The following is a 12294-nucleotide window of genomic DNA, read 5'->3' on the forward strand; positions in this document are numbered from 1 at the left end:
CCGCGCAGCCTGCACGCAGGGTCCCGCAGGTTCGTCTCAGGCAGGCATCGTCATCGCACCATTGGCGCAACCGGACGTGCGGAGGCGTTCAGCCTGCCACCCTCAGGCGGCACGTTCTCGCGCATTCTTGCGTTCCCGCAGTCCCGGCGCGGTGGCATCGCACACAGGATCGTAGGGACATTCGGCGCATCTCCGCCCGGTGCAGAACGCGAAGGGATCAGGCTCCGCCGGCGAGTCGGCTACCCGGCGTTCGGTGACGTAGTCGTCGGCGAGACGGTAGATGCGGACGACCTCCCCGTGCAGACGACGTCGTTCGACCGTGTCCGCTTCGCGACGCGCTCCGGCGCCGAGCAGCATCCGCCCCAACGTCTCGGCGCTCGGCAGCGGGGCCACAGGCGAAGCCAGTGCCATCTCGAGCCTGAGATGCGGCATCGCCAGTGCGCGAGCCCCGCCCTCGGCAACGAGCCGGCGCAACGCCCGTTCGAGCAGGGCGTCCAGCGGCTCCGCCATGATCGTTTGAGCCGAGTCCAGCGACTCCTCCAGCCGGATCGCCCAGCTTCCGCCTGCGAGCACCGCCATGGCGCGGAGGGGCGCCGCGATCTCATCCGAGCGGCTTCCGACCGCGCTGGAGAGAGGACGGTAGGCGGCTTCCACATCGGGTGCGGAGCACATCGCCCAGACATGCGCCTCGTCGCGAAGGGCCGCGACGTCGATGCCTCCATCACAGGACAGCGACTGCCCCGCGGGTAGCGGGCGGGTGGAGACCGCGATCATGCGCGAGAGCAGGACGGGATCGCCGCCGCTGATGTTCGAGACGATCTTCGGCGAGAAGAAGTCCTGGATCTCCACGCGTCCGTCACGGCCCGGGCAGACCCGCGTTGCCGTCGCCTGCTTGTAGCTGACCTTCAGGATCTGCGAGATGTCGTCGGTTCCTCCCCGGCCGGCACCGACCTTCTCGAGATCGTCGAGAACGACAGTGCCGCGGCTCTCCGCCAGCAATCTCACCAGCCCCGGTCCGGTGATCCTCCCCACCAGCAATCCATTCAGGGCCATGGCCGCGATCGCACCGCCAAGCTCCGACTTGCCCGAGCCACGCGGGCCGTTCACGAGCAGGATGGGGAATGCGTCGAACACACGGTGGACGAAGGTCGCCATGACATAGAGCGCCAGAGTGGCGAAGTCGGCCTGCCGCGGCAGCCAGACCGCCGACCGGAGGTGCTCCTCGACGTCCGACAGCAGGCGTGGAAGGTCGCGGTGTGCAGGATCCCTCCCCGATGCCCGATCCGCGACGAACCGCATCATGGACGCATGGCGCCAACCATTGAAGCGACCGGGGGCGGGAGCCGACGTGATCCGCGTGCCGTCGCTCAGCGCAAGCACGCGAGCATGCCGCGGCGTGCCCGGCGGCGCGGGCAGCACCTCGACGTCGAGCAGCCGCCCGTCCGACCGGAGCACCCGCGTCTCATAGCGCTGCACCAACACCGCTCCGCGTCTTCCACGGTCCTGGAAGCATCGTCTCTCCACGGTGACCACGTGATGGAGTCGTCCACCCACGTAGGCACCCTCCACGCTGATTGGCTCCGCGTGGAACTCGCCTGCCATGGACGACTCCTCGGGCACCGGCGAAGGCAGCGGCTCCGGCGCCCAGGGCACGGCGCTGCGGACCAGGGCGCGAACCTCCTGCGCGGAGGCACCCATGCGGACCAGGTCCGTCCAGGTCTCGTCACGAGGCATGACGGCCCGGCGCAAGTCGATGGTGCTTCTCGCGGCGGCGGCGGATGCCAGCTCGGTCTCGTCCAGGCGATCGCCGAGGCCGAGCACGACGGCATCCCACAGCCGCCAGTACCCCGGCTCGGACCACTCCGCCGGTTCGCCACCAGGATGACTTGGACAGGAGACGACGATGCTGTCGTATGCCTCGCCGAACACCTGTGACAGCAACCACAGATCAAGGACGTTCGGTACCACCAGAAGTGTCGAACCCCGCGTAACCGCCCGGGAGTGGCAGGCGTGCGGCCGACCCGCCCCCCACCCGAAGGGGTGTGCGGGATGCCGCGTCACACCCGGCAGGTTGAGGAACGCCCACCGCGACGACGCGGACCCGTCGGGCAGAGGCACGGGGATGGCGAGCGCCCGCTCCGTCGTCAGTCCGGTCACGCGCGACAGGTACGGCTCCTTGAGGCCCAGGCGGAAACGCCGGACAGTCGCATCCCTGAGGCCCATGTCCCGAAGAGCGGCGAGCGCACCGGCATCGCCCCAGAGACGACGCCGCAGACGCTCGCCGTTCTCTTCGCCCCGTGCACGCGGCCGGAAACCGGGGGGAACGGGGAACGACGTGAGCGCGCTCGCCCCGCCACCCCGCTTGGCGGCACCCGCCGGTGCCGCTTCGTCGCCAGGCCCCTTCAATGCAGCACCGCGCGATCCGGCGGCCACGCGATCGAACGCAGATGGAGTTCGGCGCTCGTGCGCGCGCAGGGCGGAGCCCGGCGCAAAGGCTCGAGCCGCGAACCGTCGGCCTCGATGCAGGCCTTCATAGGTCCGGGCGAGCACGAGCCCGCCGGGGTCCCGGCGGACGTGTCGTCGGTCTGGGCCCCGAAGGAAAGTGCGGAGAATAGCCGATGCCGCGGCACTGCCAGCGGAGGGGGCAGAAGAAGCGCGTCTGGCGTCTCGCTCCCCAGTCGCGTCAAAGCCGGATGGCGCTGGCTCGGACGACCATTTCCGTCGCACGGGCGATCACGGTGCACATCGTCGTGACGACGGCGACGAGCCCGCGACCGTCGTGTCGGAGGATCGCACCGCACAACCCGCAGGCCGCTGCCGACCATGGCCAGGGAGATCCCGACGACGACTGCAGGCAGCTCAGCCGAGATCATGTCGGCCTCCGCAGAGCCCGGGCCAGGGCATCTCGAACGGCGCCAGACCGGTCTCCACGACCATCCACATGCCGGTGCCGGCGCGTCGCGACCGGAGCACCCTCCATGAGGAATCGGAGAGCCAGCGATGCGCCAGCACGTCGGAGACCGGCCGCCCCTCCGCCGCGACCGCCACGCTCTCCGGCAACCCGGTCGGCAGCCGGATGTACAGGCCACCGTACAAGGTGCGCAGAAGGCAACCGCCCATCTCGAGGGAGATCTCGACGGAGGCCGTCGTGATCTGCAGCTGCAGTGGTGCGTCGAGTGATGGAAGATCCTCGAAAGAAAGGACGTGGCGGACGTCGCTTGGGCGCCGAGTGATGCGGCGCACCGCGCTCCACCGGAACGACTCGACGTCACGCCGCCTTCGGAGAAAGGGCCAGTCCGGATCCGGCCGCAGGGAGGCCATGGCACGGGAAAGGTCCAGGTCGCAGTCCGCTGCGACGCGGGGGAGCAGCGGCGTGGCCGATCGTACGGCAATCTGCAGGCACTTGCGGAACAGGCGCAGGCGGTGCAGCTCCCAGCCCTCCGACCAGGCGGAAGCGGGCGGGCACTGTGGGGCGTCGGTCCGGTCAGACATCGGCCACCGGAATGGTCGCGCCGAACAGAGTGTCACCGAACCGCACGCCTCTGACCAGACTTCCACCGACCGATGCGACCAGCCTTTCGACGCGGGCAAGCGCACGAGCGCCGGCGAGGTTCAGCACCGCCGCATCAGACGACACGTCCACCGCCACGGCGATCACCAGTTGGCCATCGTCCGGATGCACGGCTATCCTGACGTCCGGGGGTTCGCGGATCGCCATCGTCTCGATGACCGCCACCAGATCGCACAGAATGTAGCCGATCGACCGGGCCAGCGCGGCGTCGGCCTCCACGTCCGCGACGCTGACGCGGAAAACGCCTCGGCGAGCCACGATCGCGCGCAAACCGACGAACCGGTTGACGAACGAATCCAGCCGAATCAGCCGCCCTGCACCTCGCGCGAGCAGCTTCTCGATGGCCGCAAGTGCCCGCGCGACTTCGGCGACCGACGATCCACCGGCCGGTGCCTCGGAGATGACGGCGGCCATGCGCGCCGTGAGCAGCGCCGCACGCTCCGCCCCCGCCCGATCGAGGGAGATGGCGACCAGGATGTCGGCATCCTCCGCATGTCGTTCACAGCCTGCCGGACGGATCCTCATCGGACGCCTCCTCTCAGTAGCGTGTTTACTACTTATAGGTAGTAATTAGGTTCCCTGCCCCGTGTCGGTGCCACGGGCGGAGTCCCGACGCGGGCGCGGACGTTGATAGGTCCGCTTCAAGGTGGTGGTCTGGATCGGCGTGGCCTCCTACAATGGCGCATGTCCCCCGCCGCCGAACCCGTCTTCCCCGCCTACGCCAATGCGCTGGGCTTCCGCATCGAGCAGGAGCGATTGGGCCGGGAGATGAGCAAGGAGGAACTGGCGCAGCGCGCCGGGCTCGCGTCGCGCTACCTCTGGCGTGTCGAAGAGGGAAAGCAGAACCTCACCTTCAAGAGCCTCGTCGCCATAGCATTGGGCCTCGACGTGCCTCTCGCCGTCCTCCTTCAGGACGTCGAGGATCTAGCCGCGCACCCGCCCGACCGCGCCGTGAAGAAGCCGAGGGGCAAGGCAGGCGCACGCGCGCGAACGAAGTCGTCCGATGGCACGGCACGATGATGGTTACGATCCTCACCTGTGCTCGACGATGCACGGGTCGCCCATTCACTACGGACCGCCGGGCTTCGGGTCGGAAGAGGCGCCTGTGAACGCGACATCGTCAGCGTCGCCTTCGTGTTGCCGCGGCGTGCCAAAGGGCTATGATGGCGACGTCGCGTCGGCGATGCCCACCTTCAAGTTACCGAGAACGTAAATGACTGAGACCAGCACTACCGTCGAGCTTGCGACGGAGTTGACGATCGCCTGGCTGGCGAATCCCAACACGCGCACATCGACGGCCGACGTGCCAGCGTTCCTGAAGTCCATGCACGAGGCGGTGTCCGGACTCGGCGAGCCGGACGATACGGACAGCGCGGTTCCGGCGGCGGAACACACGCCGGCCGTTTCGGCTCGCAAGTCGCTTGCGAACAAGGATCACATCCTCAGCATGATCGATGGCAAGCCTTACAAATCCCTGCGCCGCCATCTTAACAGCCACGGGCTGAGCCCGGATCAGTACCGTGCTCGGTACAATCTCAAGGCCGACTATCCGATGGTGGCGGAATCGTACAGCGAGGCGCGGCGTGCCATGGCCAAGAGGATCGGCCTCGGACGCAAGCCCGCGCCGAGGACCGATGATCCCGGACAGGCGTCTGCGCCCAAGCGCGGCAGATCCAAGACCAAGCATGGCGAGGCATCCAGAGCCTGATCGACACGGCCGATCCGCTCGACCTGCCGAGTGGATCGTCTCATCTGGCTCCACCAGTTCGCATGCGAACACCCGTTCCGCAATCCGGCACGCAGAGGTACTTCGGATCCTCGCCAATCAGACGGTGCGGACGCTTCCCGCCTTCACCCAGCATGCCAGCCCGATCGCTCCGGGTCGCATCGGTCCGCGATCAGCGGATTCCGCGGTGGCGTCGCAAGGAACCGCACGAGGGAGATCCGCCCTCGGGAAGATCGCGCGTCCTAGGAAGCTGACCCGCATCCGTCCGCGATCGCGGCTCGACGGGCAGTCGCGGCTGATCGGCCGCATCGGCTATCGCGTGGTTCGGTTCTCTCCCTGCCGGAGGAGCCGATCCGCAGGCATCTCTTAATCGACGGAGTGTAGAAGGGTCGCGAAGGAGTTCCCCATGGAAGTCGCGGTCACTTCGCCTGGACACACCGCCGCCTGGATGGCCCTTCGGTTCGCGCGCGACCGAGAGGCGTCGTTCGGCAAGCTGCTACCGGTAGCCGGGGAATCCCAGCAATCGATCGGGAGGGATCTGACGGGATCCGCCACTGATCGGATTCAGGCCGGGTCCATGCCGAAGGTGCCTGCCGACGCCCCCGTCGATACCGCCGCGAAGTTGCGGGCGGCGGTGGAGGCATTCAAGAAGGAGGCCTCCATGACGCCGAGCCAGAGGGCGCGTCGCGACGTCCTCAAGGCCATGAAGCTCACCGAGAAGGATCTCGAGGCCATGAGCGCGGACGAGCGCAAGGCGACCGAGAAGCGCATCGCCGAGGAAGTGGTCTTCCTCCTGAGGCGCCGCGGCCAGGCAGTGCCTGCGAACCTGCCGGACACCGAAACGCCGATCCCACGGTCGGACGATTGGCGTCGACCCACGACGGATACCAGGGCGGGAGCCATGACTTCTGCAATCGACGCAGACTGACATGCCTCCGATCGTCGTCTGCAAGCCGGCCTCGTATCCGGAGCGCGACCGATGATCCAACCGCCGGATGGACGCGCATCAGATGAGTGGCCGTCGTGGCTCCATCCTGGCGCTAGTGAAGTTGGCGCGTCCGGAGGCGTGCCGAAGCCGCGACCGCACCAGCAGAAACGCCAGAATCTCCGCGATCGGCTTCGCGCCTCTCCACTCTAAGCACGGGGCGACCGCCGGCTTCGACAGCGCGACCGCTCAGAACTCCGTCATGAGCCACGACGCGCCCGGCTGCACCAGGGCTCGCCTGAAGCACCTGTGGCACGTCGTGGCAGCGCACACCGTCCCGGCGAAGGCCTCGACCTCTCTCCGATGCGTCGGCTCCGAGAAAACCTCCGGATACACGCCTGGTCGACCTCTCGGCATGACGCTCCGCGTCTCACACGAGGACCTGGGACGGCGGCAGTCGCCTTCCTCCGCAAAGCCGGTCGCCTGATGGCCCGTCGCTCCCACAGGCGCATTCTCCGACGCGCTGAACGACCGGGAGGACAGGATCCGTTGTGCGAAGGAGCCGCAATCCTGATGTTGTTCGCCGGGAGGAACTGCGGTAATGTCGGACAAAACAAAGTCGACTAGCGGCTTCTGGGGGAGAGGAAGGATGACCTTCGTGCGTGTGTTCCGCATGCTCGGGACGAGCTCGATGCTCGCGATGACGGTGATCACGGCGTCTGCCGACGCGCAGGATGCCAGCGGCACTCCAGCATCGCGACCGGGCGCCTCGCAGTCCACGACGGCCCAGGAACAGGACGCCACCGTCTCCGATGACGCATCCGTCACGCCGCAGACCGTTTCCACTTCGGACGGAGCGAGCGACCGTGACATCGTCGTGACGGGCGTGAGGGCGAGTCTGGCTTCGGCGCAGTCGATCAAGCAGAACGCCACGCAGATAGTGGACTCGATCGTGGCCGAGGACATCGGCAAGCTGCCCGACAACACCGTCGCCGACGCCCTGCAACGAGTGACCGGCGTGCAGGTGACCCGTGCGGCAGGTGAGGCCGGCACCGTGCTGATCCGCGGACTGCCCAATTTCGCCACGGTGCTGAACGGCCGCGAGGCCTTCACCGGCGTCACTCGAGGCTTCGCCCTGCAGGACATCCCGGCCGAGCTGATCGCCGGCGTCGACGTGTACAAGACGAGCACGCCTGACCTCGTCGAAGGCGGGGTGGCCGGCCTGATCGACGTGCGACTGCGGCGCCCCTTCGACTTCAGGGACGGCCAGATCGCCGCAAGCGGGCGCGCGGTCTACAGCGATCAGTCCGACAAGTGGGGCTACATCGGTTCGGGTCTGGTGAGCCAGCGCTGGCAGACCGGCATAGGCGAGATGGGGCTGCTGCTGGCGGGATCCTACAACAAGCGACTGTATCAGGATCAGACGGCATTCGACTTCGTGTCGTCGGGATCGCCGATAGCGACCCCCGATACGGTCGGCGGCCTCTACACGTCCGGTGATCGTCGTCGCACCGCGTTGAACGCTTCGTTCCAGTGGCGACCGTCCCCCGAGGTCGAGTTCTACGCCGATGGCGTCTTCACGCGCTACGACAACCAGATCGCCGTGGACTTCTTCATCGGACTTCCCAAGGCCGGCATGCTGTCGAGCGTCACGCCGAACGGGGAGTTCCCGATCCTGGCGGACGACAGCAGCACGGTGGACGCCTTCACGTTGACCAGCAAGCAGGCCTTCCGCAACCGGACCGACAACTATCAGGGAGTAGTCGGCGGCAAGTGGACGCTCGGACGCGCGGTGTTGAACACCGAGGTCACCTACAACTACAGCAAGGTGCCCAACCGCAATGCGATCCTGGACACCTCGTTCAACGTGCCGCGGCTCGACGTGGACTACGATGTCGGCGGCACCCCTCGGGTGGCGCTCGGTGGTGCGGATCCGACCGATCCCGGCATCTTCACGATCCGCACTCTCTTCGACAACAACGGCCTGGATACGAGCGAACAGGTCGCCTGGCGCAACGATCTCACGATCAGGCCGGAGGGAGGCATCGTCGAGACGTTGAAGATCGGAACACGCTACACCCACCGCAACGTCGACTCGCAGGCGACCGCTTCCATCCCCCTCGCCTTCCCGAGCGCCGAAGGCGCACCCCTGGGATCGATCCCCGGATTTGCCACGCTGTCGCCGGGCGGACTGGTGAAGGGCGCGCTCGGCATCGACCGCTTCATCACCGCCGACACCGACCTGCTGCTCGACGACACGGACCGCATCCGCACCCTGTTCGGTCGTCCGACGGGTCCGCGCGCCTACGAACCGAACCTCGCCTTCTTCAACCGGGAGGACACCTACGCCTTCTACGGTCAAGCGGGGTATCGCGTCGATGTCGGTTCGATGCCGCTCGACGGCGTCGTGGGCGCCCGCGTCGTGAACACGGTGGAGCAGCTGAACGGCAACAACGTCTCCAGCAGGCAGAACTATCTCAACGTGCTGCCCAGCATCAATGCGCGCCTCGGCCTGACCGGCAGGCTGTTCCTACGTGCCGCAGCGGGAAAGACGATCACGAGGCCCGAGTTCGCCGCCCTGAACCCGCTCGTGACACTGGTGCCCAGCGGAAACACCGGGACGCAGCAGTATGCGGGAACTGGAAGCGGCGGCAATCCGGCGTTGCAGCCGATCAAATCCGTCGCCTATGATGCGTCGTTGGAGTGGTACGTGGCGCGCAGCACCTCGCTCACGGCCGCCGGCTTCTACCGCGATCTGTCGGGGTACATCCAGACCTACTCCCAGCCCGAGCAGTTCGCGGGGGGAACCTACCTGGTCAGCCGCCCGCGCAATGCCGGCGATGGCTATCTGGCCGGCGCCGAGGTGGCGTACCAGCAGTTCTTCGACTTCCTGCCGGGCGCGCTCAGCGGCTTCGGCGTGCAGCTGAACGGCACGTACATGGACGGGAAGACCGACGATCCGATCAACGGCGGCAAGCAGCGGATCGTCAACGTCTCGCATTGGGCTTTCAACACGGTGGCCATATACGAGAAGTACGGCGTATCCGCCCGTCTCGCCTACAACTGGCGCTCGAGCTACGTGGACAGCTACAATTCGGGGGGCGTGCAGGCGAGCACGATCATCGCGGCTCCCGTCAGCCGGCTGGACTTCTCCGGCAGCTACTCGCCCACGGACTGGCTGACGTTCACCTTCGACGCGACCAACATACTCGACGACGTGTACCAGGACCGGTTCACAGGAAGGAACTCCGTGACGGGCATCTACTACGACACGCCGCGCGACACCCGGACCTACGATCGGACCATTCAGATCGGCGCGCGGGTGAAGTTCTGATGCCGGCCTCGCACCTGGTCGCGCTGGCGCTGGCGCTGTCGACGACCCCGGTCTCGCCACAGATGACCCGCGACGTCGGAGAGGCCCGCCGCGAGCCTCCGGCGACCTTGAACGACCGGCTCGAGGGCGACATCGCGCCGACGCACGATCCGGTCATCATCCGCGAGGGCGACACATACCACGTGTTCTCCACCGGCCTCGGTGATGGACCGGACCGCATCATCGCGCACCGGGTCTCGCGCGACCTGATCCACTGGCGGAAGGCTCCGCCGCCGCTGGCGGCGCTCCCCGATTGGGCGGCCCGCGCCATCCCGGGAGCCAGCAATGCGTGCGCTCCCGACATCTCCCATGTCGGCGGCCGTTACAGATTGTACTACTCGGTCTCGACCTTCGGCTCGAACCGCTCGGCGATCGGCCTGCTGACCAGCCCGACGCTCGATCCGTCGAGGGCGGACTACGCCTGGCGCGACGAAGGCATGGTCGTCATGTCGCGCCCCGCAGACGACTTCAATGCGATCGATCCAAATTTCATTCTGGATCGACGCGGCAGGCAGTGGCTGGCGCTCGGCAGCTTCTGGAGTGGATTGAAGCTCATCGCGCTCGAACCGGCCACGGGGAAGCCGAGGCAGGCGGCGCAAGTGCCGATATCGATCGCCCGACGTCCTGTCCCGATCGGGGCGCCGGACCCCGTGGAAGCGCCCTTCGTGATCGATCACGGCGGCTGGTACTGGCTGATCGCCTCGTACGACTACTGCTGCAAGGGCAATGCCAGCACCTACTACACCGTCATCGGACGATCGCGGGAGGTGACGGGATCCTACCTCGGCAGGGACGGCAGCGCGATGATGCAGGGCGGCGGCACCGTCCTGCTGCGTGCCGACCTGCCGGAGAAGGATCGGTTCCGTGGTCCCGGTCACGTCGGGCATCTCCGCGACGCGGACGGAACCGACTACCTCGTCCATCACGCCTATGATCGCGAGAACAAGGGTGCACCGACGTTGCGGATCGTGCGTCTTCGTTGGGGCTCGGACGGGTGGCCGATCGCCGACTGAGAACATGGCGATCGCCGCCAGCCGCAGCGTAGCGATGGCGGCCAACGGTGCGATCAGGGTGTGGATGGCTGGCCCTTCGTTGGCGACATGCCGTACAAGGAAAGCTCGGCTCGGACGGTCCCATGGCCGTCGGTCCGATCGGTCTGCCAAGGGAGAGCGCCATGGAATACGTCACCGCGACCGAGCCCGCCACCGCCGGCTCTACGGATGAAGGCGTAGGCCTGCGAACCGCCGCAGCCGGTCTGCCGGCGACGCTGCGGGACGAACTGGCACTGGCGTTCGGGGAGCGCTTCTCCCAGGTTCCGGTCGTACGAGAGCAGCACGGCCGTGGAGAGTCGCCCTTCCCCGCAATGCCGCCCGATGCGGTGATCTTCGCTGAGAGCGCGGATGATGTCGCCCGCGTCCTCGCCCGATGCAACGACCACGAGGTCCCGGTGATCGCCTTCGGCGCGGGCTCGTCGCTCGAGGGGCAGGTCCTCGCGACACGCGGGGGGGGTCTGCGTCGATCTCTCGCGCATGAACGCGATCCTGGACGTGAGCCCGGACGACTTCACCGCCACCGTCGAGCCAGGTGTCACCAAGGAGGCGCTGAATGCGGCCTTGCGGCCGCATGGATTGTTCTTCTCGGTCGATCCGGGCGCCCATGCCACTATCGGCGGCATGGCCGCGACGCGCGCGTCGGGCACCAACACTGTACGGTACGGCTCGATGCGCGAGAACGTGCTCGCCTGCACGACGGTTCTGGCGGACGGACGGGTGGTGTGCGCGGGTTCGAGGACGATGAAGTCGGCCGCCGGTCTGGACCTGGCTCGACTGTTCGTCGGGTCCGAGGGCACCCTCGGCATCATCACCGAACTGACGGTCAAGCTACACCCGCTGCCCGAGGCCGTCAGTGCCGCCATCGTCTCGTTCCCCGACGCGGCGGGCGCGGTCACGACCGTCATCCAGGGCGTTCAGGTCGGCCTGCCGTTGGCACGGGCAGAGTACCTCTGTCCGAACACGATCCGGGTCGTCAATGCGACCAACCCCGGCCTCTCGCTCCAGGAGCGGCACACGTTGTTCCTGGAGTTCCATGGGAGTTCGCAGGTCGGCCTCGACGAGCAGGCGGGCCTCATGGGCCGGATCGCCGCCGAGAACGGCGGTGGGGACTTCGCATGGGCGTCGCATCCCGAGGACCGCACGCGGCTCTGGCATGCTCGGCACAACGCCTATTTCAGCTGCCAACGATCCCGTCCCGGATCGATCATCCTGACCACCGACACATGCGTGCCGCGCTCGAGGCTCGCCGAGTCGCTTGCGGGCGCCATGCGGATCATGGCGGATGCCGTCTTCCCGCACATGATCTTCGGCCATGTCGGCGACGGCAACTTCCATGTGCTGATGGCGATAGATCCGTCGAGCGAGAGCGAACATTCGGAAGCGGAGACGCTCAACACCGCCATCGTCGATCTGGCCCTGTCACTCGGAGGGACGTGCTCGGGCGAGCACGGGATCGGCTTCCACAAGAAGGCCTTCCTGCGTCGCGAGGCCGGCGAAGACGCCACAGAGGTCATGCGCCAGATCAAGTCGCTTCTGGACCCCAGGAACATCATGAACCCGGACAAGATCTTCTAGAAGGCGCGACTTGATGCGTCCGCGCGGCCGCCATCCGGAATGACACTCGTCCTTCGATGATCGGCGTTCATC

The 12294-nt window shown here is 67.2% G+C and carries 9 protein-coding genes and 1 pseudogene; 7 read left to right on the plus strand and 3 right to left on the minus strand.

The window, feature by feature from the left end; all coding sequences use genetic code 11:
* Nucleotides 1-102: 102 nt before the first annotated feature.
* The 3 genes from KZ813_RS16985 to KZ813_RS16995 all read right to left on the minus strand — a co-directional run bounded on the left by KZ813_RS16985 (nucleotide 103) and on the right by KZ813_RS16995 (nucleotide 4096).
* On the minus strand, nucleotides 103-2433 hold the full coding sequence (locus KZ813_RS16985; RefSeq protein WP_219756178.1) for a DUF3631 domain-containing protein: 2331 nt from the start codon (nucleotides 2431-2433) through the stop codon (nucleotides 103-105).
* Between the two features lie 426 nt (nucleotides 2434-2859).
* Nucleotides 2860-3492, minus strand: a complete 633-nt coding sequence (locus KZ813_RS16990; RefSeq protein WP_219756179.1) for a hypothetical protein — start codon at nucleotides 3490-3492, stop codon at nucleotides 2860-2862.
* Nucleotides 3485-4096, minus strand: a complete 612-nt coding sequence (locus tag KZ813_RS16995; RefSeq protein WP_219756180.1) for a hypothetical protein — start codon at nucleotides 4094-4096, stop codon at nucleotides 3485-3487. The genes KZ813_RS16990 and KZ813_RS16995 overlap by 8 nt, the downstream gene beginning before the upstream one ends.
* Before the next feature lie 159 nt (nucleotides 4097-4255).
* On the opposite strand from KZ813_RS16995, the gene KZ813_RS17000 reads away from it, so the two are divergent.
* From KZ813_RS17000 to KZ813_RS17030, 7 genes and pseudogenes are all read left to right on the plus strand, one after another.
* Entirely contained in the window at nucleotides 4256-4591 is a 336-nt protein-coding gene (locus KZ813_RS17000; protein ID WP_219756181.1) for a helix-turn-helix domain-containing protein, read from the plus strand.
* Between the two features lie 193 nt (nucleotides 4592-4784).
* The gene (locus tag KZ813_RS17005; RefSeq protein ID WP_219756182.1) at nucleotides 4785-5279 is read left to right on the plus strand and encodes a Ros/MucR family transcriptional regulator; all 495 of its coding nucleotides are present in this window, start codon (nucleotides 4785-4787) and stop codon (nucleotides 5277-5279) included.
* 424 nt (nucleotides 5280-5703) lie between these two features.
* Nucleotides 5704-6225 (plus strand): hypothetical protein, encoded by a 522-nt coding sequence (locus KZ813_RS17010; RefSeq protein WP_219756183.1) that lies wholly within the window; start codon nucleotides 5704-5706, stop codon nucleotides 6223-6225.
* A gap of 646 nt (nucleotides 6226-6871) precedes the next feature.
* Nucleotides 6872-9556, plus strand: coding sequence for a TonB-dependent receptor (locus tag KZ813_RS17015; RefSeq protein WP_219756184.1), 2685 nt, complete (start codon nucleotides 6872-6874; stop codon nucleotides 9554-9556).
* Between the two features lie 62 nt (nucleotides 9557-9618).
* The gene (locus KZ813_RS17020) at nucleotides 9619-10608 is read left to right on the plus strand and encodes an arabinan endo-1,5-alpha-L-arabinosidase (protein WP_258046908.1); all 990 of its coding nucleotides are present in this window, start codon (nucleotides 9619-9621) and stop codon (nucleotides 10606-10608) included.
* Between the two features lie 350 nt (nucleotides 10609-10958).
* A pseudogene (locus tag KZ813_RS20510) lies at nucleotides 10959-11030 on the plus strand (hypothetical protein); the annotation flags it as partial.
* Nucleotides 11031-11124: 94 nt separating this feature from the next.
* Nucleotides 11125-12222 (plus strand): FAD-binding oxidoreductase, encoded by a 1098-nt coding sequence (locus tag KZ813_RS17030; RefSeq protein WP_219756186.1) that lies wholly within the window; start codon nucleotides 11125-11127, stop codon nucleotides 12220-12222.
* Nucleotides 12223-12294 lie beyond the last annotated feature (72 nt).

Source organism: Sphingomonas folli (genome assembly GCF_019429525.1).
In the GTDB taxonomy this organism is placed as follows: domain Bacteria; phylum Pseudomonadota; class Alphaproteobacteria; order Sphingomonadales; family Sphingomonadaceae; genus Sphingomonas; species Sphingomonas folii.

Coding starts and splice junctions, on each gene's coding strand:
- KZ813_RS16995 (WP_219756180.1), bottom strand. CDS start 4,096: ATGAGGATCCGTCCGGCAGGCTGTGAACGACATGCGGAGGATGCCGAC.
- KZ813_RS17020 (WP_258046908.1), top strand. CDS start 9,619: ATGACCCGCGACGTCGGAGAGGCCCGCCGCGAGCCTCCGGCGACCTTG.
- KZ813_RS17000 (WP_219756181.1), top strand. CDS start 4,256: ATGTCCCCCGCCGCCGAACCCGTCTTCCCCGCCTACGCCAATGCGCTG.
- KZ813_RS17030 (WP_219756186.1), top strand. CDS start 11,125: ATGAACGCGATCCTGGACGTGAGCCCGGACGACTTCACCGCCACCGTC.
- KZ813_RS16990 (WP_219756179.1), bottom strand. CDS start 3,492: ATGTCTGACCGGACCGACGCCCCACAGTGCCCGCCCGCTTCCGCCTGG.
- KZ813_RS17005 (WP_219756182.1), top strand. CDS start 4,785: ATGACTGAGACCAGCACTACCGTCGAGCTTGCGACGGAGTTGACGATC.
- KZ813_RS17015 (WP_219756184.1), top strand. CDS start 6,872: ATGACCTTCGTGCGTGTGTTCCGCATGCTCGGGACGAGCTCGATGCTC.
- KZ813_RS17010 (WP_219756183.1), top strand. CDS start 5,704: ATGGAAGTCGCGGTCACTTCGCCTGGACACACCGCCGCCTGGATGGCC.